Source organism: Streptomyces sp. CB02366 (genome assembly GCF_001905905.1).
GTDB lineage: Bacteria > Actinomycetota > Actinomycetes > Streptomycetales > Streptomycetaceae > Streptomyces.
This window is the reverse complement of the sequence record NZ_LIVT01000006.1, coordinates 92,606-113,701: the sequence shown is the minus strand read 5'-3', so window position 1 is coordinate 113,701 and position 21,096 is coordinate 92,606. Positions and strand designations below refer to the sequence as shown.

Sequence of the window (21,096 nt, the reverse complement as noted above, 5' to 3'; positions counted from 1 at the left end):
GGGGGGGGGGGGGGGGGGGGGGGGGGGGGGGGGGGGGGGGAAGGCGCGTGCTTCCCCGCCCGCCGTCGGCAGGGGCGGCCGCCCTACTGCGGGGGCAGCTCCTTGAGCCGGATGTCGCGGAAGGACACCTGGTCGTCGGCTCCGTGGTTCTGGAGTCCGATATAGCCGTCCTTCAGGCTGCGGGCCGGGTCGGTGTTGGTGAAGTCGTTGATCTTCGCTCCGTTGAGGAAGACCTGCAGACGTTCGCCCTGGACCTTGATCTCGTAGCTGTTCCACTGGCCCGGGGGCCGCAGGACACGGTCACGGGCCTTGATGTCGGCGGATTTGAAGGTGTAGACGGCGCCGGTGGTGCGGTCGGCGGCGTCGGTGGCGTCGATCTGGACCTCGTACCCGTTGTCGACCGCCGACCAGGGGTCGTCGGACTCCGGGAAGCCCACGAAGACACCGGAGTTGTCGTCGCCGGCCATCTTCCAGTCGAGCTTGAGCGAGTAGGACTTCAATTCCTTGGCCTGGTAGGTGAGCAGGCCCATGCCGCCCTCGGAGTGCAGGGCGCCGTCCTTGACGGTGAACTTCCCCGGGCCCGCCTGCTTCCAGCCCTCCAGCGTCTTGCCGTTGAAGATCGCCCGGTGGCCGGTGTCCGGCTTGCAGTCGGCCTTGACCTGGCCGGTGGCGTAGCGCAGGCCGCCCAGGACGTGGCTGCGGAAGGCCGGTTCGGCGTAGGACTCCTTGGTGTGGCCGAGTCCGGTGTAGAAGGAGCGGCCTCCCTGGTAGGTCTGGCACCAGGAGATCGGGTGGTCGCCCTTCATGTTCCCGCCGGTGTAGGTGGTCTCGTCCAGGGTGGCGAGGACCTTGGCCTTGTCCCGGGGGTTGGTGCGGTAGTTGTACCACTCGTCGGTGCGCTGCCACTCGTCGTCGAGGTGGGCGGTGGCGGGGTGGTCGTGGTCCTCGACGCGGACGGTGGCGGGCTGGATGTGCGGGTGGGAGTCGAAGTAGGCGCCGACGAGGCCGCCGTAGAACTCCCAGTCGTACTCGGTGTCGGCCGCGGCGTGGATGCCGACGTAACCGCCGCCGGTGGCCACGTAGTTCTCGAACGCCTTCTGCTGCTGGGCGTCGAGGACGTCACCGGTGGTGGAGAGGAAGGCGACGGCGTCGTAACGGGCCAGGTTGCTGGTGGTGAACTGGGCGGCGGACTCGGTGGAGTCGATCGTGATGCCGGTTTCCTTGCCGATCTCCTTCAGGGCCGCGATGCCCGCGGGGATCGAGTCGTGGCGGAAGCCGGCGGTCTTGGAGAAGACCAGGACGCGCTTGGCGGTCCGGTCGACCGGCGAGTTGGAGAGTTCGAAGTCGTCGACGTCGTAGAGCGCGCCGTCGCCGCCCTTGAAGACGAGGAAGAGTTCGGTCTGCTTCTTGGGGGCGCCGCGCAGCGGGATGTCGACGTCCTGGAAGGTGTCCCAGCTGCCGGTCACCGGGACGGGCCCGGAGCCGAGGATCTTGCCGGTGGGCGACCCGGTGCGTACTTCGAGGAAGCCGCCGGAGCCCGCCGAGGAGACGCGGGCGGTGAGTTTGGTGGTGCCGCCCAGGACGTAGGTCTTGAAGGAGATCCAGTCGTCGTTGTGGATGTCGCCGACGGTCTTGCCGCCGTGGGCGCTGGACTTGCTCGGCGTGGTGACGCCGAAGGAGGCGTCGTAGTGCTCGGCCTGGCGGTGCCGGGGCTGGAGCCGGGAGGCGTCCTTGCCGGTCAGCTTGGCCTGGCCGCCGCCGCCGTTGTCGGTGTAGGAGGCCGAGATGCCGCCGTAGATGTTGGCGTTGGGGTCGTGGCCGCCTTCCATGGCGGTCTTGATGGTGCCCTCGCAGCCGTGTTCGGTGGTGATGTCGTGGCCGTGGCTGTCGTGGCCCAGGGTGAACTTGACCTCGACCTTGGTGCAGTCGATGGCGCCGTCCTCCGGGTCGGTGACGTTCACCTTGAACGGCACGGCGTCGCCGAAGGCGAAGAGCTGCCCGTCCTCGGGGAGTACCAGGTCCACGGTCGGGGCGGTGTTGCCGACGGTGACGTGGACGCTGGCGGAGCCGGTGCGGCCGGTCGGGTCCTTGGCGGTGACGGTGGCGGTGTAGGTGCCGTTCTTCTTGTACGTGTACGTGGGGTTGGCGGCGGTGGATGTGCCGCCGTCGCCGAAGTCCCAGGAGTAGGTCAGCGGGTCGCCGTCGCCGTCCGCCGTGCCGGCGGAGGAGAACTTCACCTTCAGCGGCGCGGCGCCCGACGTCTTGTTCGCCGACGCCTCGGCGATGGGCGAGCGGCCTCCGGTGGCGTTCTCGATGCGGTACAGGGCGGAGTTCTCGTCGCCGCCGAACCAGGCGAGGCCGTAGTCGAGGACGTACAGCGCGCCGTCCGGGCCGAAGGCCATGTCCATGATCTGGGTGCCGGACCACGGCACGTCGTTGATGGACTGGACGGCGCCGTCGGCGTCCTGCTCGATGCGCTTGATCCACTTGCGGCCGAACTCCCCGGCGAAGAAGTCGCCGTCGTACGCCTCGGGGAACTTGACCGGGGAGTCGAGGGCCGCGTCGTAGCGGTAGACGGGTCCGCCCATCGGGGACTCCGAACCGCTGCCGAACTCGGGGACCGATCCGCCGTCGTAGGGGATCCACGCGGCCTGGGCCGGCGGCAGGTCGACGAGTCCGGTGTTGTGCGGGGACTCGTTCCTGGGGGCGGCGCAGTCGAAGGCGGCGCCGGAGGTCTTGGTGGCGAAGTCGTAGTCGATGTACGGCTCGTTGTCACCGACGCAGAAGGGCCAGCCGAAGTTGGCGGCCTTCGTCACGCGGGCGAACTCGACCTTTCCGGCCGGTCCCCGCTTGGGGTCGGCCGCGCCCGCGTCGGGTCCGTAGTCACCGACGTACAGGGTGCCGGTGGTCTTGTCCACGGAGAAGCGGAAGGGGTTGCGGAAGCCCATCGCGTAGATCTCGGGGCGCGTCCTGTCCGTGCCCGGCTTGAAGAGGTTGCCCTCGGGGATGGTGTACGAGCCGTCCTCGGCGACCTTGATGCGCAGGATCTTGCCGCGGAGGTCGTTGGTGTTGCCCGAGGTGCGACGGGCGTCGAACGCCGGGTTGCGGCCCGGGCGTTCGTCGATCGGGGTGAAGCCGTCGGAGGCGAAGGGGTTGGTGTCGTCGCCGGTGGAGAGGTAGAGGTTGCCCTCGGCGTCGAAGTCGATGTCGCCGCCCACGTGGCAGCAGGTGCCGCGCGAGGTGGCGACGTCCAGGACCTTCTTCTCACTGGCGGTGTCGAGGGTGCCGTCCTCCTTGAGGACGAAGCGGGAGAGCCGGTTGACCCCCTCGAACTTCGCGAAGTCGGCGGCGGTCCCGGTCTCGGGTGCGTCGCCGGCGGGGGTGTCGAGCGGGGGTGCGTAGAAGAGGTAGATGGCCCGGTTCTTCTCGAAGTCCGGGTCGACGCCGACGCCTTGGAGGCCCTCCTCGTCGTGCGTGTACACGGGGATCGTGCCGGAGATCCGGGTGTTGCCGGCGCTGTCGGTGATCCGCAGCTCGCCGCCGCGTGAGGTGTGCAGCACGCTGCGGTCGGGGAGCACGGCGAGCGACATGGGCTCGCCGGTCTCCTCCGCGCCCTTGGCGAGGGTGACCTGCTGGAAGTCCTCCGCCGCGGATTCGTCCGGCGTCGGCTGGGCGGTGGCTCCGGGGGCGGAGCCGAGGGTGAGCGTCGCGGCGGCGAGCAGGCCGCCGGTGAACAGCGCGAGCGTCTTGCGGAGGCGGGTCCGGGCCGGGAGCCGCTTTCTTGTTCTGTGCACGTAGGTCCTCCGGAGAGTGCCGGTTGTACGGGCGGGTGCAGCCGTGCCGTGCCGCGCGGGGACTGCCGCGCGTGCGACGCCGGGGACGGGAGCGGCCCCGGCGACGCGAGTCATGTCGTGTACACGTGGTGGACGGTAGACCTGTTCGTCCTCGACGGAAAGCCCTTGTGCGACACCTGGGCCGAACTTCTTCTTCCGTCAGGACAAAGCGTTTTCCGGGCAGGGCGGAGCAGCCCCGGGGGCGGCGGGGTCTGCTGTCGGCCGACCCCCCGGGACGTGCGCGGAGCCTTTACTCGCCGCCGCCGAAGGCCGCGTCGAAAGAGGCCGAGGGCGGCTCGAAGTCGAACCGTTTGAGGCTGGCAAGCGCTTCCGGGGCGCCGGTCAGCCGGTCCATCCCGGCGTCCTCCCACTCCACCGAGACCGGGCCCTCGTAGCCGATGGACCGGAGCATCCGGAAGACGTCCTCCCACGGCACGTCGCCGTGGCCGGCGGAGACGAAGTCCCAGCCGCGCCGGGGGTCGCCCCAGGGCAGGTGCGAGCCGAGGCGGCCGTTGCGGCCGTCCAGGCGTTTGCGGGCCTCCTTGCAGTCCACGTGGTAGATCCGGTCGCGGAAGTCGTAGAGGAACCCCACCGGGTCCAGGTCCTGCCAGACGAAGTGGCTCGGGTCGAAGTTCAGCCCGAACGCGGGCCGGTGGTCCACCGCTTCCAGCGCGCGCTTGGTGGTCCAGTAGTCGTACGCGATCTCGCTCGGGTGCACCTCGTGGGCGAAGCGCACCCCCTCGGCGTCGAAGACGTCCAGGATCGGGTTCCAGCGCTCGGCGAAGTCCTCGTAGCCGCGCTCGATCATGTGCGGCGGGACGGGCGGGAACATCGCGACCAGGTGCCAGATCGAGGAGCCGGTGAACCCGATGACGGTGTCCACCCCGAAGGCGGCGGCGGCCCGGGCGGTGTCCGCGATCCCGGCCGCCGCGCGCCGCCGTACGCCCTCGGGCTCGCCGTCGCCCCAGATGCGGGCGGGGACGATGCCCCGGTGGCGTTCGTCGATCGGGTGGTCGCAGACGGCCTGGCCGACCAGGTGGTTGGAGATCGCGAAGCACTTCAGCCCGTACGCGTCGAGCAGCCGGCGCCGGGAGTCCAGGTACCCGGGATCGGCCAGCGCCTTGTCGACCTCGAAGTGGTCTCCCCAGCAGGCGAGTTCGAGTCCGTCGTAGCCGAAGTCCCGGGCGTGCCGGCAGACCTCCTCCAGCGGGAGGTCGGCCCACTGGCCGGTGAAGAGGGTGAAGGGGCGGGGCATGGGCGGCAGCCTCCTAGGACGAGGACGGGACCGGAGTGTGGACGGAGTTCTTGGCGGCGCTCTCCTCGACGGCGGCGAGCACCCGCTGCACCTGGAGGCCGTCCGCGAACGACGGTACGGGCGGGGCCCCTTCGGCGATCGTGCGGACCACGTCGCGGGCCTGGTGGACGAAGGTGTGCTCGTAGCCGAGGCCGTGGCCCGGCGGCCACCACGCCTCCAGGTAGGGGTGCTCGGGCTCGGTGACGAGGATGCGGCGGAAACCCGCGGTGGCGGCGGGCTCGGTGTGGTCGTGGAAGGACAGTTCGTTGAGCCGCTCCAGGTCGAAGGCGAGCGAACCCAGCTCCCCGTTGATCTCCAGGCGCAGGGCGTTCTTGCGTCCGGCGGCCATCCGGGTCGCCTCGAAGGAGGCGAGCGCGCCGGAGGCGAGGCGGCCGGTGAAGATCGCCGCGTCGTCCACGGTCACCTCGCCCCGCTCCACCGCGTCCGCGCCGCCGGAGAGCCCGGCCGACGCCCCGGCGAGCAGGGGCCGTTCCCGTACGAAGGTCTCGGCCACCGCGGAGACGCCGGTGAGCAGTTCGCCCGAGAGGTACTGGGCGAGGTCGACGATGTGCGCTCCGAGGTCCCCGAGCGCACCGGAGCCCGCGTGCTCGCGCTTGAGCCGCCAGGTGAGCGGGGAGGCCGGGTCCACCAGCCAGTCCTGGAGGTAGGCGGCCCGCACATGGCGCAACGGGCCGAGCCGGCCCTGGGCGATGAGCCGACGCGCGTAGGAGATCGCGGGCACCTTGCGGTAGTTGAACCCGACGATCGCCGTCTGTCCGCGCGCGGCGGCCGCTTCGGCGGCGCGGACCATGGCCTCCGCCTCGGCGACGGTGTTGGCGAGCGGCTTCTCGCACAGGACGTGCTTGCCCGCCTCCAGGGCGGCGATGGCGATCTCCGCGTGGCTGTCCCCGGGGGTGCAGATGTCGACCAGGTGGACGTCGTCCCGGGCGATCAGGGCCCGCCAGTCGGTCTCGGCCGCCGCCCAGCCGTGCCGGGCGGCGGCGGCGTCGACCGCCGCCCGGTCGCGTCCGCAGATCGCGGCGAGAGCGGGGCGCAGGGGCAGGTCGAAGACGTGTCCGGCGGTGCGCCACCCCTGGGAGTGGGCGGCGCCCATGAACGCGTAACCGACCATGCCGACCCCGAGCGTTCCCGGCGCCTGTCGCGGGGGCGGCGTTGTCGGGGCGTGCGCTTCCGTCTCTTGACTACGGGCCATGCGGACTTCCTCCTCGTGGGTGTGCGGTGACGGGCCGGGGGACGCGCTCGCCGCCTCCCCCGGAGTCCCGGTCAGTTGAAGCCCGTCGGCAGGTACTGGTCGATGTTGTCCTTGGTGACGACCGCGGAGTACAGGGTCAGGGAGGTCGGGATCTCCATCTCGGAGAGTCCGCTGACGCCCTTGGACTGGCCGAGCGCGCGGGCCAGGTCGATGGCGGAGGCGGCCATCGTCGGCGGGTAGAGGACGGTCGCCTTGAGGACGGAGTCGTCCGCCTTGATGGCGTCCATGGCGGACTTGGCGCCGGCGCCGCCGACCATGATGAACTCGTCGCGGCCCGCCTGCTCGATGGCGCGCAGCGCGCCGACGCCCTGGTCGTCGTCGTGGTTCCACAGGGCGTCGAACTGCTTCTGGGCCTGGAGGAGTTGGGCCATCTTCGCCTGGCCGGACTCGACGGTGAAGTCGGCGGCCTGACGGGCCACCAGCTTGATGTTGGAGTAGTTCTTGAGGGCGTCGGCGAAGCCCTGGCTGCGCTGCTTGGTGAGCTCCAGGTTGTCGATCCCGGCGAGTTCGACGACCTTGGCGTTCGGCTTGTCCTTGAGCTGCTCGCCGATGTAGTGCCCGGCGTTGAGGCCCATGCCGTAGTTGTCTCCGCCGACCCAGCAGCGGTACGCCTGGGGGGAGGCGAAGATGCGGTCCAGGTTGACGACGGGGATGCCCGCCCGCATGGCCTCCAGACCGACCTGGGTGAGCGCCTTGCCGTCGGCGGGGAGGACGACGAGGACGTCGACCTTCTTGTTGATGAGGGTCTTGACCTGGCCGATCTGGGCGGCGGTGTCGTTGGAGCCCTCGGTGGTCTCCAGGGTGACGTCGGAGTACCTCTCCGCCCGGGACTTGGCGTTCACGTTGATCGCGTTGAGCCAGCCGTGGTCGGCCTGCGGTCCGGCGAAGCCGATGGTGACGGCCTTGCCGGGCTTGTCGTCGGCGGGGGCGCTGTGGGCGGCGGACTCGGTCTTCTTGGGCTCGTTGCTGGTGCAGGCGGTGAGGAGCGCGCCCGCGGAGACGGCGGCGGTTCCGAACAGCAGTCCTCTGCGGCTGGTTTCTGGCATGGCGGTGGGGCCCTTCATCCGGTGGGTGCGTAGGAGGTGCGGGTGCGTACGGGTGGCGCGGGGGCGTCAGGTCTCCCGGCCGCGCATGGTGCGGCCCTGGACGAGGACGGCGGCGACGATGATGGCGCCCTTGGCGATCTGCTGGACGTCGGTCTGCAGGTTGTTGAGGGCGAAGATGTTGGTGATGGTGGTGAAGATGAGGACGCCGAGGACGGAGCCGACGATGGTGCCCCGGCCGCCGCTGAGCAGGGTGCCGCCGATGATCGCGGCGGCGATGGCGTCCAGCTCGTACAGGTTGCCGTTGGTGTTCTGGCCGGAGCCGGCGAGCACGATCAGCATGAAGGCGGCGATGCCGCAGCACAGCCCGGACAGCAGGTACAGGTACAGCCGCTGGCGGCGGACGTCGATCCCGGCGAGCCGGGCGGCCTCCGCGTTGCCGCCGACGGCGACGGTGCGGCGGCCGAAGGTGGTCCGGTTCAGGAGCAGCCAGCCGACGACGGTGACCACGGCGAACATGACGACCAGCGGCGGTATGCCGAGGATGTAGGAGTCGGGCAGGCCGAGGTCCAGCACGGAGTCGACGGTGACGATCTGGGTCTTGCCGTCGGTGATCTGGAGGGCGAGCCCGCGGGCCGACGCCAGCATGGCCAGCGTCGCGATGAACGGGACGAGGCGGCCGTACGCGATGAGGACGCCGTTGACGAGTCCCGCCGCGAGGCCGACGATCACCGCGGTGAACGCGATGCCCGCGAAGCCGTACTCCTGGGTGGCCAGGGTCGTCGCCCATACCGAGGCGAGGGCGACCATCGCGCCGACGGAGAGGTCGATGCCGCCGCTGATGATGACGAAGGTCATGCCGACGGTGACGACGCCGATGACGGACGCCTGGGTCAGGATCAGCTGGAGGTTGCCGGTGTCCAGGAAGGCGTCGGGCTTGGTGACGCCGCCGACCAGGACCAGTACGGCGAGGACGCCGAGCAGGGACAGGATCCGGACGTCGAGCCGCAGACCGAGGGGCGGCGCGCCGCCGCCCGGCTTCGCGGGCGGGGTGTCGGAGGGGGCGGCGACGGCCCCCTTGTCCGGCCCGTTGTGCTGGGCCGACGGGGCGGGCTGTGTCATGGCGTCGGGCTCCCTTCCATCACGAGGTCGAGTACGCGGTGCTCGTCGAGCTCCCGGGCGGGGGCCGTGTGGATCACTTCGCCCTCCCGGAGGACCAGCACCCGGTCGGCGAGGCCCAGGACTTCGGGCACTTCGCTGGAGACGAGCAGGACGGCGAGCCCTTCGTCGGCCAGCCGGCGGATCACGGTGTAGAGCTCGGCGCGGGCGCCGACGTCGACGCCGCGGGTGGGTTCGTCCAGCAGCAGGACCCGGCAGCCGCGCAGCAGCCAGCGGGCGAGGACGGCCTTCTGCTGGTTGCCGCCGGAGAGGGTGCGGACGGCGGCGTCCGGGTTGTCGGGCCGCATCTGCAGCTCACGGGTGGCGCTCCGCGCCGACTTCCGCTCCCCTGCGCGGTCGATCCAGCCGAGCCGGGAGAAGCGGGAGAGGGAGGAGACGGAGACGTTGCGGGTGACGGACTCGGTCGACAGCAGGGCCTGGGCCTTGCGCTCCTCGGGCGCCAGGCCGATGCCCGCGGCGACGGCTGCCCGGACGCTGCCGGGGCGGAGCCGTTCGCCGGCGACGGTGACGGTCCCGGTGGTCGCTTTGCGGGCCCCGTAGATCGTCTCCAGGATCTCCGAACGGCCCGAGCCGACGAGCCCCGCCAGGCCGACGATCTCACCCGGCCGCAGTTCCAGGTCTACGGGGGCGAACTCGCCCTTGCGGGAGAGCCCTTGGACCCGGAGCACCGGCTCGGCGGTGGCGGCGGCCGGTTCGTCGGGGCGCGGCGGGAAGACGTGGGCCACGTCCCGGCCGGTCATCATGGCAACGATGTCGCGGGTGGGGGTGCCGGTGGCGGGCAGTCCCACGGCGACGGTCCGGCCGTCCTTGATGACGGTGACCCGGTCGCCGATCCGGCGGATCTCCTCCAGCCGGTGCGAGATGTAGACGACGGCCACCCCGTCGGCGGTCAGGCCCTCCACGATGCGGAAGAGGTTGCCGACCTCGTCGGGGTCGAGGGCGGCGGAGGGTTCGTCCATCACGATGAGCCGGACGTCGTGGGAGAGCGCCCGCGCCATGGAGACGATCTGCTGCTGGGCGGCGGAGAGGTCTCCGACGCGCCGGGCGGGGTCGATCTCCGGGTGCCCGAGGCGGGCCAGCAGCGCTTTCGCGGCGGCGCGCCCCTCCCGGGGACGGACGATGAAGCCGGCGCTGGTGGGCTCGTGGCCGAGGAAGACGTTCTCGGCGACCGAGAGGTCTTCGACCAGGTCGAGTTCCTGGTAGATGGTCGCGATGCCCAGGCGCATGGCGGCGATCGGGGACGTGAGCCGGACCTTCCCGCCGCGCCAGGCGATCTCGCCGCCGTCGGGCTGGTGGGCTCCGGCGAGCACCTTGATGAGGGTGGACTTGCCGGCGCCGTTCTGGCCGAGGAGGCAGTGGACCTCGCCGGCCTGGACCTCCAGGTCGACGCCGTCCAGGGCGCGGACGCCCGGGAAGAGCTTGGTGATGCCGGACATGGTGAGCAGGGGTGGTTCTGGTGCCATGACGAATCCCCTCGGCGAATGGGGTCTCCCCTGCTCGGGCGGTGCCGTGGGGCCGGGGAGGGCCGGTGAGCGGACAGGGCGCAGGGCTGGAGGTGCCGTGGAGCCGGCGGCACCGCGAACGGCTGCTGACTGGTACCCGACGAACCGGGGGCCGGACTGACGGGTACCTGACCAATGAGGACGGGGCCTGACGGGCTGAGCGGGTCGCGCTGGGTGGTGCGGCGGTGCGTGCGGCCCGGGATCAGGCCGGTGAGAAGAGGTGGTCGCTGATGAGCCGGGCCGCGCCGATCACTCCGGCGGCGGGCCCCAACTCGCCCAGCACGATAGGGAGGTTGCCGGTGGCCAGAGGCAGGGACTGCTTGTACACCTGCGTGCGGACACTGGCGAGGAGGTTGTGACCGAGGCCGGTGACCCCGCCGCCGATCACCACCAGACCGGGGTTGAAGAAGCTGACCAGGCTCGCGATCACCTGGCCGAGCCGGTTGCCGCCCTCGCGGATCAGGTCGAGTGCGGCGGCGTCGCCCGCGGCCGCGGCGGCGGCCACGTCGGCGGCGGTGAGACGCCCCGCCGCCTCCAGCCGGGCGGCAAGTTCGGGTGAGCGGCCCTCCCGGGCGGCGTCCTCCGCGTCCCGGGCGAGGGCCGCGCCGCTGAAGTGGGCTTCCAGGCAGCCCCTGTTGCCGCAGGCGCAGGCCCGGCCGTCCGGATCCACCCGGATGTGCCCGATGTCCCCGGCGCTCCCGGTCGTCCCCCGGTAGACCTCGCCGCCCACGACGATGCCGCAGCCGATACCCGTACCGATCTTGACGCAGAGGTAGTCGCCCACGGAGCGGGCCACGCCCGCGTGCTGCTCCCCCATCGCCATGAGGTTCACGTCGTTGTCGACCATGACCGGGCAGCCCAGCTCCTGGCTGAGCGCCTCGCGGACCGGGAAGCCGTCCCAGCCGGGCATGATCGGCGGCGCGACCGGCACACCCTCGGGGAAGCGGACGGGGCCGGGAACCCCGATGCCCGCGCCGTCGAAGCCCTCCGCGAGGCCGGAGGCCCGCAGCTTGGCGGCCAGCGACAGCACCTGCTCGAAGACGGCGACCGGGCCCTCGCGCACGTCCATCGGGTGGTTGAGGTGCCCCAGGACCTCCAGCTCCGCGTTGGTGACGGCCACGTCTATCGAGGTGGCGCCGATGTCGACGCCGAGGAAGCGCAGTTCGGGAGCGAGCCGGATGTTGTGCGAGCGGCGCCCGCCGCGCGATGCGGCGAGTCCGTCGGCCACCACCAGGCCGGTCTCCAGCAGCCGGTCCACCTCGACGGCGAGCTTCGAGCGGGAGAGCTCGACCTGATCGCCCAGTTGCGCGCGGGAGTTGGGGCCCCCGTCACGCAACAGCCGGAGCAGCCGCGCCTGGTGCGCGTTCGCGGGTCGTGCCGTCATGCGTCTCACGCGTCCCTCCCCGCCACATCGGCCAGTCCGTCGGGCTTTCGAGGGGGAACGTAGCAGCGCTTTCCCGGAGGGGGAAGAAGTTGGGCAGGAATCGGCCCCAACTTTCTCCACACTCAGGACAAAGATGCCCGGGGGCTCTCGGGTCGCCCCCGCGGCGCGGGCGCGTCAGGGGCAGCGGATGACCTGGCCCGCGTACGAGAGGTTCCCGCCGAACCCGAAGAGGAGGACGGGCGCGCCGGAAACGACCTCGCCGCGTTCGACGAGCTTGGACAGGGCCATCGGGATGGAGGCGGCGGAGGTGTTGCCGGAGTCCACCACGTCCTTGGCGATGACGGCGTTGACCGCGCCGATCTTCCGGGCGACCGGCTCGATGATCCGCAGGTTGGCCTGGTGCAGGACGACCGCGCCCAGCTCCTCCGGCGCGATGCCCGCCTTCTCGCAGACCCGGCGGGCGATCGGCGGAAGCTGGGTGGTGGCCCAGCGGTAGACGGACTGGCCCTCCTGCGCGAAGCGCGGCGGCGTCCCCTCGATCCGGACGGCGTTGCCCATCTCCGGCACGGAGCCCCACAGCACCGGTCCGATGCCGGGCCCGCCCGGGGCGTCGGCGCCGGCCGGGTCGGCGGTGACGACCGCGGCGCCCGCTCCGTCGCCGAGCAGGACGCAGGTGCTCCGGTCGGTCCAGTCCCCGATGTCGGCCATCTTGTCGGCGCCGATGACCAGCGCCCGGGTCGCCGCGCCCGCCCGGATCGCGTGGTCGGCGGTGGCCAGGGCGTGTGTGAAGCCGGAGCACACCACGTTGACGTCCATGACGGCCGGCGAGCCCATGCCGAGCCGGGCGGCGACCCGGGCGGACATGCTCGGGGACCGGTCGATCGCGGTGGAGGTGGCGACGAGGACCAGGTCGATGTCCGAGGGCCCGAGCCCGGCCCCGGCCAGCGCCTTGGCCGCGGCGTGCGCGGCCATCTCGTCCACCGGCTCGTCGGGGCCGCCCACGTGGCGGGTCTTGATGCCGACCCGACTGGTGATCCACTCGTCGCTCGTGTCGACCATGGCCGCCAGGTCGTGGTTGGTGAGCACCTTGGCGGGCTGGTAGTGGCCGAGCGCCACGACTCGCGAGCCGGTCATACGGGTTCCCATCGTCGGGTAGGGCAGGGAACCTCCAGTCTTGGTCGCTACCGCCGGGTACGCGTGCACGTGATCCCACAGGAATCCGGCTCACTCGTTGGAGCCTTGACAACACGCTGGTCGGCGTGGTGCGCGGACGATCGCGACACGCCGGGGCGGGTGCCGGACAATGGCGGAGCCGGGTTCCGGCTCCCCGGTCCGGGGAGCCGCCGGCGCGGGGGCCGGGCCTTCGCGGACGGATCCACCGCCCGCGGGACCGGCGCGCAGGACGCCATCGCACACGGACAGGATCGGATTCACACCTATGGGACGGGCCACCGAACGCCGCCGCACCCTCCGCATCCGGGACGGGGCGGTCTCCACCCGTGCGGACACCCTCGTGGCGGAGGAGCCCCTGGAGATCCGGCTGAACGGCCGGCCGCTGGCCATCACGATGCGCACGCCGGGCGACGACTTCGCGCTGGCGGCGGGCTTCCTGGTGAGCGAGGGGGTGGTCGCCGAGGGCGACGAGGTCCAGTCGATCGTCTACTGCGCCGGGGCGACGGCGGAGGGCGGGAACAGCTACAACGTAGTGGACGTGAAGCTCGCCCCCGGCGTCCGCGTCCCCGACATCACGCTGGAGCGCAACGTCTACACCACCTCCTCGTGCGGCCTGTGCGGCAAGGCCAGCCTGGACGCGGTCCGCACCACGACCCGGCATCCCGTGGCCGACACGCCCCCGGTGCGGGTCTCCCCGGAGGTGCTGTCCGCCCTCCCGGACCGGCTGCGGGCCGCACAGCGGGTGTTCGACCGGACGGGTGGCCTGCACGCCGCCGCACTGTTCTCCGAGGAGGGCGAGCTGCTGGACGTACGCGAGGACGTCGGCCGGCACAACGCGGTGGACAAGCTGGTGGGCCGGGCGCTGACCGACCACCGGCTGCCCCTGTCGCGGACGGTGCTGCTGGTCTCCGGGCGGGCCTCGTTCGAGTTGGCGCAGAAGGCCGTGATGGCGGGGATCCCGGTGCTCGCGGCGGTCTCGGCGCCGTCGTCGCTCGCGGTGGACCTGGCGGCGGAGGCCGGACTGACGCTGGTCGGGTTCCTGCGCGGCCCCTCGATGAACGTGTACGCCGGTGAGCACCGGATCGCGCTGGAGACGGAGACCGGCAGGGTCTGAGGCACGGCCCGCCGCGGGAGCCGGCACGAGGGCGGGGGCCGGGCGGAGGACGGTGGACGCGCGGGGGGGGAGGGAAGGGAGGACGGTGGGCGGATTCGGTGGAGATTCGGGCGCGGGCCGCTTACCCCTCCCCCGAAACCGGCCCGGCCGTGCGCCCGAGCCTTGCCCATCTGGCCGGTTTTCGACGGCCGACCCGTCCGGGCGGACCGGGGTGCGAGGGCCCCCGGCCCCTCCCGCCGGGCTTCCGCGTGGGGTAGCGTCGCGGCGCTGTGCGGAGCGCCACGAGGAGCATGTCATTGCGCGATTTCACTGTCCCGCCCGTGCCGGCGGCGCCACAGGTCGGCGGCCTGGCCGACGTGGTCTTCGACTACGCGGAGGACGACCCGGACCGCGTCGCGCTCGCCCGCAAGGACGCCGGGGGGCGGTGGCGGGAGGTGACCTCCGGGGAGTTCCGCGACCAGGTGCTGGCCCTGGCCCGGGGCCTGATCGCCCACGGTGTGCGGTTCGGCGACCGGGTCGCGCTGATGTCCCGCACGCGCTACGAGTGGACGCTCTTCGACTTCGCGCTGTGGGCCGTCGGGGCCCAGTCGGTACCGGTCTACCCGACCTCCTCCGCCGAGCAGGTCCTGTGGATGCTGCACGACGCCGAGGTGGTGGCGGTGATGGTCGAGCACGAGGACCACGCGATGACCGTGGGGTCGGTGATCGACCGGCTGCCCCGGCTGAAGCGGCTGTGGCAGCTGGACGCCGGAGCGCTGGACGAACTGGTCGCGGCGGGCGCGCACATCGAGGACGAGGTGGTGCAGCGGCACCGGCGCGCGGTGACGCCCGACTCCGTGGCGACCGTCGTCTATACCTCGGGCACGACCGGCCGCCCCAAGGGGTGCGTGATCACCCACGCGAGCCTCATGTTCGAGAGCGACACGATGGTGACGCGCTGGGAGCCGGTGTTCCACTCCAAGCCGGACGACGAGGCGGCCACCCTCCTCTTCCTGCCGCTGGCCCACGTCTTCGGGCGGATGGTGGGGATCGCGGCGGTCCGGGGCCGGGTCAAGCTCGGCCACCAGCCGGAGCTGTCGGCGAGCGCGCTGATGCCGGACCTGCTGACGTTCCGGCCGACGTTCCTCCTGGCGGTGCCGTACATCTTCGAGAAGGTGTTCCACGGGGCCCGGCGCACGGCCGAGGCGGAGGGTCGGGCCGGGGCGTTCGACAGGGCCGTCGAGGTCGCGGTGAAGTACGCGGAGGCCCTGGAGCAGAAGGCGTTCGGCCTCGGTCCGGGCCCCTCGGCCGGACTGCGCGTGCAGCACCAGTTCTTCGACAAGGTCGTCTACAGGAAGGTCCGCGACGCGCTGGGCGGCCGGATGCGGCACGCGATGTCGGGCGGGTCGGGCATGGACCGCCGGCTCGGGCTGTTCTTCGCGGGCGCCGGGGTGGTCGTGTTCGAGGGGTACGGGCTGACCGAGACGAGCGCGGCGGCGACGGCTAACCCTCCCGAGCGCACCCGGTACGGGACGGTCGGCCGGCCGGTCCCCGGCACGTCGGTGCACATCGCGGACGACGGCGAGGTGTGGGTGAGCGGGCCGAACGTGTTCTCCGGCTACCTGGGCGACCCGGCGGCCACCCGGGCGGTGCTGCGCGAGGGCTGGCTGGCGACCGGGGACCTCGGCTCGCTGGACGACGACGGCTACCTGACGATCACCGGGCGGAAGAAGGAGATCCTGGTGACGTCCGGGGGAAAGAGCGTCTCCCCGGCCGGCCTGGAGGAGCGCGTCCGGGCGCATCCGCTGGTGGCGCAGTGCATCGTCGTCGGCAACGACCGGCCGTACATCGCGGCGCTCGTCACCGTGGACCAGGAGTCCGTGGACCACTGGCTGGCGATGCAGGGCCGCGCCCCGCTGAACCCGGCCGATCTGGTGCGCGACCCGGAGCTGGAGATGGAGGTCCGCCGGGCGGTGGTGGCCGCCAACACGGCCGTGTCGCAGGCCGAGTCGATCCGTACGTTCCGGATCCTGGCGCACCCCTTCACCGAGGAACTGGGGCTGCTGACCCCCTCGCTGAAGCTGAAGCGGAAGGCGATCGAGACGGCGTACGCGGTCGAGGTCGACGCGCTGTACCACTGACCCGCTCCAGGCCGCGGGCCGCCCGGCGGGGGCGTGGGCGGCGCCCACGCCTGATCATCCGGAGGCGGCGGGAATGTCCGGACCCGCCCGGTCGTTGTCGTCGAGGAGTCACCCATCGACGACGTTAGGATCGACCGCACGTGAGCCAGGTCCCCTCCATCACCCTCAACAACGGCCTCGACATGCCGCAGCTCGGTTTCGGCGTCTGGCAGGTGCCGGACGACGAGGCGGAGAAGGCGGTCGCCACCGCCATCGAGGCCGGGTACCGGAGCATCGACACCGCCGCGATCTACGAGAACGAGAGGGGCACCGGCAAGGCCGTCGCCGCCTCCGGAGTCGCCCGCGACGAGCTGTTCGTCACCACGAAGCTGTGGAACAGCGAGCAGGGCCACGACAGCACCCTGCGCGCCTTCGACGCCTCGCTGGACCGGCTCGGTCTGGACTACGTCGATCTCTACCTGATCCACTGGCCGGTCCCAGCGAAGGACGCGTACACCGACACGTACAAGGCGTTCGAGAAGATCCTCGCCGACGGCCGCGCGAAGGCCATCGGCGTGTCGAACTTCCGGCCCGAGCACCTGAAGCGGCTGCTGGCCGAGACCTCCGTGGTCCCCGCCGTCAACCAGATCGAGCTGCACCCGCAGCTCCAGCAGGCCGAGTCCCGCGCCTTCCACGCCGACCACGGCATCGCCACCGAGGCGTGGTCGCCGCTGGGCCAGGGCAAGGGCCTGCTGGAGGTGCCGACCGTCGTCGCCATCGCCCGGAAGCACGGCCGCACCCCCGCCCAGGCGGTGCTGCGCTGGCACCTGCAGACCGGGAACATCGTGATCCCGAAGTCCGTGACGCCCTCGCGGATCAAGGAGAACCTCGACGTGTTCGGTTTCGAGCTGGACGCCGACGACCTCGCCGCCTTCTCGGCCCTGGACGAGGGCAAGCGGCTCGGCCCGGACCCCGCCGAGTTCAACGCCGGCGCCTGAGCGCGTCCGGCCGCCCGGCGCCCTCACCGTGAACACGGTGGGGGCGCCGTCGTCGGCCGGCGCGAGGGAGGTCCGCATCGAACGGGGAGACGAAGGAACATGAGCGGGGAACGCGCACCGGTCGTCGAGGCGGGCCCGTACCGCCTGCGCAACGTCGGCAGCGGGTTGCTGCTGGAGGTGTACGGCGCGGCCAGAGGCAGTGGGGCCCGGGTCCAGCAGGGCGCGGACGACGGAACGGCCGCCCAGGTGTGGCGGCTGTCCCCCGTGCACGAGGGGGCGGCCCTCTTCCACCTGGTCAACGAGCACAGCGGGAAGCGGCTGGACGTGGCGGGCGCCGGCACGGCGAACGGCACCCGCGTCCAGCAGTGGAAGGCCAACAACTTCGGCGCCCAGGAGTGGTTGATCGAGCAGCACGCGGAGGCGCCCGGGACGGTGACGCTGGTGAGTTTCATCAGCGGCCTCGTCCTGGAGGTCGCCGACGCCTCCACGGAGGCCGGGGGCGCGGTTCAGCAGTGGGAGGACACCGACTCCCCCTTCCAGTGGTGGCGGTTGGAGCCGGTGGCTTAGGAGGGGCCCGCGGAGCGCCGGGCGGGCCCCGCGGGCTCAGGCGCGGCGGCCCAGGTGCACCGTGCGGGCGGAGAGCAGGTGGACGTCGGGGCGGTGGTGGAGGCCCTCGGGGTCCTCGGGGTCCAGCAGCCGCTCCAGCACGGCGCTGTCCTCGGCCGACAGCAGGTCGCCCAGTACCTCCCGCTCGCGGGCGATGCTCGCGATGACGTGTTCGCGGGCGGGGCGGTCGAGCGGGGCGGGCAGGTCGAGGAGGAAGCTGCGGGTGCCCTGCGGGGTGAGTCCGACCGCGCTGAACAGGGCCCTCCAGTCCTCGGTCTCCCGCTTGGCTCCCGGGAGTTCGGAGCGCATGCGCTCGAAGCGGGTGGCGGAGGCCGCGCCCATCCGGGCCTCCAGGCCGGGCTCCCCGATGCCGATGTCGCGGGGCAGCCGTCGGGCCGGGAGCCCGCCCTCGACGAGCGCGACCGTGCCGCCCGGTCGCAGCAGGGCGGCGAATCCGGCCAGGGCGGCGCGCTGATCGCCCAGGTGGTGCAGGGAGTTGCCCGCCCAGATCAGATCGGCCTCGCCCAAGGTGTCGATGTCCTCGGGCAGTCCGGCGCTCAGGGTCCGGAGGCGGTCGCCCAGGCCGAGGCGTCGCGCCCGCTCCGAGGCGCGCCGCAGGAGAGCGGGCGTCGCGTCCACGGCGACCACCTCGGCCTCGGGGAAAGCCTCCGCCAGCAGGCAGGAGACGACGCCGGGACCGCTGCCGACGTCGAGGATCCGGCGGACCTCGGGCGCGGTGGGCAGGGCGGCGATCCAGCGGGCCGCCTCCTCGTACTGCGCGGCGTTGAGTTCGGCCTCCTGCTCCAGCAGGGGACCGAGGACGTCCCAGTCGATGTCCGTCGCGGGGTCTCCCCCCGGCCCGTGCGCGTGCCCGTGCGCGTGTACGGGGGCGGCGGAGGCGGGCGCGTCGTGGTGGCCGTGGGCGGCGTGGCTGCTCATGGGGCCAGGGTCGCCAACGGACGGGCCCACGGCAAGCTTCGTTGCCGGTCCGGCAAATCGCGCGCCTCGACGCCCGGCCCGCCGCCGCGTTCCCTGTTCCGTACGTCGAGCACCCTGCCCGGCGAGAGGGCCCACGGCCGTCGGCCTCTCGACGCCAGGGCCGGGCGGGAGCCGGAGGACTTCGCCGTCTTCGCCCGCGAGGCCGCCGGGGACGGGGCCCGGCACGGCTGAAGCGGAATCCGCCCGCCGCTCTCCGCCCCGGCCGGGGTACACCGCGTGTACACCGACCGAACGGTAGGCGGAGCACACATATTGCCGGGGTGCCTCCGGGGCCATAACTTGCCTTTATGGAGCTGGAGTTGCGCCATCTGAGAACGGTCCGTGCCATAGCCGACACCGGCAGCCTCACCAAGGCCGCCGCCGCACTGGGGCTCGCCCAGCCCGCTCTCAGCGCCCAGTTGAGGCGGATCGAGAAAGCCCTGGGCGGCGCTCTCTTCGACCGCGACCACACCGGTGCGCGCGCCACCCCGCTCGGAGAACTGGTGCTGGACCGGGCCCGGGTGGTCCTGCCCGCGGTCAGCGAACTCCAGGCGGAAGCAGTGCGGTTCGCCAACGCCACGGGGTCGCTGGACCGGTTCCGGCTGGGCGGCACGCACGGCCCGCTGCTCGGCGGCCTGGTGGACCGGATGGCCGCCGCACACCCGTCGGCGCAGGTGTCGACGCACACCTCGTGGTCGGTGGGCGAGATCGCCTCCCTGGTGATCGACGGGCGGCTGGACTTCGCGTTGATCGGGACGTGCGGCGAGAGCCCGCCGCCGCTGCCGGACCGGCTGGTGTGGGAGGTCGTGGGGGTGGACCCGGTCTTCGTGATGCTGCCGGAGCAGCACCCCCTGGCCGGTGAAACGGAACTGGAGCTGGCCGCGCTCGCGGACGAGGGCTGGGCCGACGTGCCGGGCGAGGGCTGCTTCGCCGACTGCTTCACCGCGGCCTGCGCCCGGTCGGGCTTCACCCCGGTGTCGGTGTTCGAGACGGACACCGCCTCCGTCGTCCACCTGGTGCAGGTGGGGCGGGCGATCGGGCTGTGCCGGGCGACCTTTCCGCCCACGCCCGGCGTGGTGACCCGGCCGCTGGCCGGGGCGCCGCTCAGCTGGCGCCATCTGGTGGGCTGGCACCCGCACTCCCCCGCCGCCGACGCGGCGGCCGGGGCGGTGACCGGGGCGGCCCGGGCGGCGTACACGGAGGCGGTGTCCCGCAGCCCGGGCTACGCGCAGTGGCTCGGCGCGCATCCGAGGTTCGGCACGGTGGCCTGAGCCGGACGGCGTCCGGGCGGGCGCCCCGGCGCGGGGGCCCGTCGAGCGCTGCGGCGCGGTGGCCGTCCGAGCGGCCCGCAGACGGGCGAGTCCGCGTCGGGCTACTCGGCGCCGTGGGCTGGGGCGGCGGCCGTCACCCGGGCGGCGAGCGCGAAGTCCTTCTCGGTGACCGCGCCCCCCGCGTCGTGCGTACGGACGGAGAGAGCCACCGTGTCGTAGCCGAGGGCCAGGTCGGAATGATGGTTCAACTCGTCCTGGATCGCCGCGATGTGGACCGTCAGCGCGGCGGCGGCGATGTGGGAGGGCAGCCGGAAGGTCCGGGTGATCCGGTCGCCTCCTTCCAGCGTCCAGCCCGGCAGGCTCTCCAGGCGACGGTCGATCTCGGCGGGCGACAGCGGTTCGGCGGCCATGGACGGCTCCCGTGGGGGTCGTGGGGGTGGGTACTCAGGTGGTGACGTTACGGTCGGGGCATGACGACTGTCTTGCCCGACACGGGAGTAGGCCCACTGCTGCGGGAATGGCGGGAACAGCGGCGCATCAGCCAGTTGGAGCTGGCCCTGCGCGCGGATTCCTCGGCCCGTCACATCTCGTTCGTCGAGACGGGCCGCTCCCGGCCCAGCGAGGACATGGTCCTGCGGCTGGCCGAGGTGCTGGACGTCCCGGTCCGTGAACGCAACGCCCTTCTCGTAGTGGCCGGTTACGCGCCCCGCTACGCGCAGACGCCGCTCGACGACCCCGCCCTGTCCTCCCTGCGCGAGAGCCTCGACCGGCTGCTCACGGCGTACGAGCCGTACCCGGCGCTGGTGGTGGACGGCGTCTACGGGGTCGTGGCGGCCAACCGGGGGGTCGCCCTGCTGCTGGAAGGGGTGTCGGAGGACCTGCTGGCGCCGCCCGTGAACGCCATGCGGCTCACGCTCCACCCGGAAGGGCTCGCCCCGCGCATCGTGAACCTCCCGGAGTGGCGGGCGGACCTGCTGGCGCAGATGGAGCGCCAGATCGCCCTCGTGCGCTCACCCGCCCTGCGCGAACTGTACGAAGAGGTGGCCGCCTATCCGGCCCCCGGGCGGGCCGCCGAGGGGGCCCGCCCGGCCGGCGGCGCCCGCGGAACCGAGCGGACCGCCGGGCGGGCGGGCCGGGAGCGGGCCGCCACCCCGTTCGCGTTGCCGATGCTGTTCGAACACGGTGGCCGGGTCCTGTCGTTCGTGTCGTCGATCGCGACGTTCAACACGCCGATGGACGTGACGGTGGCCGAACTGGCCATCGAGACGTTCCTCCCCGCCGACCGGGAGACCGCCGCCCATCTCCACGCCCACGTGGCTCGTGAGGTCTGACGCCGGCCCGGTGGCGGA

At 72.4% G+C, this 21,096-nt stretch carries 17 protein-coding genes; 7 read left to right on the top strand and 10 right to left on the bottom strand.

Annotated features, from left to right (window positions below):
• Positions 1-83 precede the first annotated feature (83 nt).
• The 8 genes from AMK24_RS19515 to AMK24_RS19480 form a co-directional block, all read right to left on the bottom strand.
• Entirely contained in the window at positions 84-3,794 is a 3,711-nt protein-coding gene (locus tag AMK24_RS19515) for a ThuA domain-containing protein (protein WP_073770079.1), read from the bottom strand.
• A 289-nt stretch (positions 3,795-4,083) separates the two neighbouring features.
• Positions 4,084-5,088, bottom strand: coding sequence for a sugar phosphate isomerase/epimerase family protein (locus AMK24_RS19510; RefSeq protein ID WP_073770078.1), 1,005 nt, complete (start codon positions 5,086-5,088; stop codon positions 4,084-4,086).
• Between the two features lie 13 nt (positions 5,089-5,101).
• Entirely contained in the window at positions 5,102-6,340 is a 1,239-nt protein-coding gene (locus tag AMK24_RS19505; RefSeq protein ID WP_073770077.1) for a Gfo/Idh/MocA family protein, read from the bottom strand.
• 71 nt (positions 6,341-6,411) lie between these two features.
• A complete protein-coding gene (locus AMK24_RS19500; RefSeq protein ID WP_073770076.1) occupies positions 6,412-7,446 on the bottom strand; it encodes a substrate-binding domain-containing protein in 1,035 nt (344 codons plus the stop codon).
• 66 nt (positions 7,447-7,512) lie between these two features.
• On the bottom strand, positions 7,513-8,565 hold the full coding sequence (locus AMK24_RS19495) for an ABC transporter permease (protein WP_073770075.1): 1,053 nt from the start codon (positions 8,563-8,565) through the stop codon (positions 7,513-7,515).
• A complete protein-coding gene (locus AMK24_RS19490; RefSeq protein WP_073770074.1) occupies positions 8,562-10,085 on the bottom strand; it encodes a sugar ABC transporter ATP-binding protein in 1,524 nt (507 codons plus the stop codon). The genes AMK24_RS19495 and AMK24_RS19490 overlap by 4 nt, the downstream gene beginning before the upstream one ends.
• Before the next feature lie 241 nt (positions 10,086-10,326).
• Positions 10,327-11,508, bottom strand: coding sequence for an ROK family transcriptional regulator (locus AMK24_RS19485; protein ID WP_073770073.1), 1,182 nt, complete (start codon positions 11,506-11,508; stop codon positions 10,327-10,329).
• A gap of 174 nt (positions 11,509-11,682) precedes the next feature.
• Positions 11,683-12,642, bottom strand: a complete 960-nt coding sequence (locus AMK24_RS19480; protein ID WP_073770072.1) for a beta-ketoacyl-ACP synthase III — start codon at positions 12,640-12,642, stop codon at positions 11,683-11,685.
• A gap of 304 nt (positions 12,643-12,946) precedes the next feature.
• On the opposite strand from AMK24_RS19480, the gene fdhD reads away from it, so the two are divergent.
• From fdhD to AMK24_RS19460, 4 genes are all read left to right on the top strand, one after another.
• Positions 12,947-13,795, top strand: coding sequence for a formate dehydrogenase accessory sulfurtransferase FdhD (gene fdhD / locus AMK24_RS19475; RefSeq protein ID WP_073770071.1), 849 nt, complete (start codon positions 12,947-12,949; stop codon positions 13,793-13,795).
• Positions 13,796-14,115: 320 nt separating this feature from the next.
• On the top strand, positions 14,116-15,915 hold the full coding sequence (locus AMK24_RS19470; protein ID WP_073770070.1) for an AMP-dependent synthetase/ligase: 1,800 nt from the start codon (positions 14,116-14,118) through the stop codon (positions 15,913-15,915).
• Between the two features lie 140 nt (positions 15,916-16,055).
• Entirely contained in the window at positions 16,056-16,892 is an 837-nt protein-coding gene (locus AMK24_RS19465; protein ID WP_073770069.1) for an aldo/keto reductase, read from the top strand.
• A gap of 99 nt (positions 16,893-16,991) precedes the next feature.
• Complete coding sequence (locus AMK24_RS19460) at positions 16,992-17,459, top strand: RICIN domain-containing protein (protein ID WP_073770068.1); 468 nt, start codon at positions 16,992-16,994, stop codon at positions 17,457-17,459.
• Positions 17,460-17,495: 36 nt separating this feature from the next.
• Here AMK24_RS19460 and AMK24_RS19455 read toward each other — a convergent pair whose 3' ends face one another.
• Positions 17,496-18,437 carry a class I SAM-dependent methyltransferase gene (locus AMK24_RS19455; protein WP_073770067.1) on the bottom strand — a complete coding sequence of 314 codons (942 nt, stop codon included), beginning with the start codon at positions 18,435-18,437 and terminating at the stop codon, positions 17,496-17,498.
• On the opposite strand from AMK24_RS19455, the gene AMK24_RS33725 reads away from it, so the two are divergent.
• Positions 18,426-18,668 carry a hypothetical protein gene (locus tag AMK24_RS33725; RefSeq protein WP_143203718.1) on the top strand — a complete coding sequence of 81 codons (243 nt, stop codon included), beginning with the start codon at positions 18,426-18,428 and terminating at the stop codon, positions 18,666-18,668. The two genes, AMK24_RS19455 and AMK24_RS33725, sit on opposite strands and share 12 nt — an antisense overlap.
• A 116-nt stretch (positions 18,669-18,784) precedes the next feature.
• Positions 18,785-19,747 carry a LysR family transcriptional regulator gene (locus tag AMK24_RS19450; RefSeq protein WP_073770066.1) on the top strand — a complete coding sequence of 321 codons (963 nt, stop codon included), beginning with the start codon at positions 18,785-18,787 and terminating at the stop codon, positions 19,745-19,747.
• A 101-nt stretch (positions 19,748-19,848) separates the two neighbouring features.
• Here the strand turns inward: AMK24_RS19450 and AMK24_RS19445 are convergent, their stop codons facing one another.
• The gene (locus AMK24_RS19445; RefSeq protein WP_073770065.1) at positions 19,849-20,157 is read right to left on the bottom strand and encodes a 4a-hydroxytetrahydrobiopterin dehydratase; all 309 of its coding nucleotides are present in this window, start codon (positions 20,155-20,157) and stop codon (positions 19,849-19,851) included.
• A gap of 60 nt (positions 20,158-20,217) precedes the next feature.
• On the opposite strand from AMK24_RS19445, the gene AMK24_RS19440 reads away from it, so the two are divergent.
• Positions 20,218-21,078: a helix-turn-helix domain-containing protein gene (locus AMK24_RS19440; RefSeq protein ID WP_073770064.1), complete on the top strand. Its 861-nt coding sequence runs from the start codon at positions 20,218-20,220 to the stop codon at positions 21,076-21,078.
• Positions 21,079-21,096: the final 18 nt, after the last annotated feature.

Bases quoted from the DNA above. Each gene is read 5' to 3' on its own strand.
- AMK24_RS19510 (WP_073770078.1), bottom strand. From the start codon at position 5,088: ATGCCCCGCCCCTTCACCCTCTTCACCGGCCAGTGGGCCGACCTCCCG.
- AMK24_RS19505 (WP_073770077.1), bottom strand. From the start codon at position 6,340: ATGGCCCGTAGTCAAGAGACGGAAGCGCACGCCCCGACAACGCCGCCC.
- AMK24_RS19500 (WP_073770076.1), bottom strand. From the start codon at position 7,446: ATGCCAGAAACCAGCCGCAGAGGACTGCTGTTCGGAACCGCCGCCGTC.
- AMK24_RS19495 (WP_073770075.1), bottom strand. From the start codon at position 8,565: ATGACACAGCCCGCCCCGTCGGCCCAGCACAACGGGCCGGACAAGGGG.
- AMK24_RS19490 (WP_073770074.1), bottom strand. From the start codon at position 10,085: ATGGCACCAGAACCACCCCTGCTCACCATGTCCGGCATCACCAAGCTC.
- AMK24_RS19485 (WP_073770073.1), bottom strand. From the start codon at position 11,508: ATGACGGCACGACCCGCGAACGCGCACCAGGCGCGGCTGCTCCGGCTG.
- AMK24_RS19480 (WP_073770072.1), bottom strand. From the start codon at position 12,642: ATGACCGGCTCGCGAGTCGTGGCGCTCGGCCACTACCAGCCCGCCAAG.
- fdhD (WP_073770071.1), top strand. From the start codon at position 12,947: ATGGGACGGGCCACCGAACGCCGCCGCACCCTCCGCATCCGGGACGGG.
- AMK24_RS19460 (WP_073770068.1), top strand. From the start codon at position 16,992: ATGAGCGGGGAACGCGCACCGGTCGTCGAGGCGGGCCCGTACCGCCTG.
- AMK24_RS19455 (WP_073770067.1), bottom strand. From the start codon at position 18,437: ATGAGCAGCCACGCCGCCCACGGCCACCACGACGCGCCCGCCTCCGCC.
- AMK24_RS19450 (WP_073770066.1), top strand. From the start codon at position 18,785: ATGGAGCTGGAGTTGCGCCATCTGAGAACGGTCCGTGCCATAGCCGAC.
- AMK24_RS19445 (WP_073770065.1), bottom strand. From the start codon at position 20,157: ATGGCCGCCGAACCGCTGTCGCCCGCCGAGATCGACCGTCGCCTGGAG.
- AMK24_RS19440 (WP_073770064.1), top strand. From the start codon at position 20,218: ATGACGACTGTCTTGCCCGACACGGGAGTAGGCCCACTGCTGCGGGAA.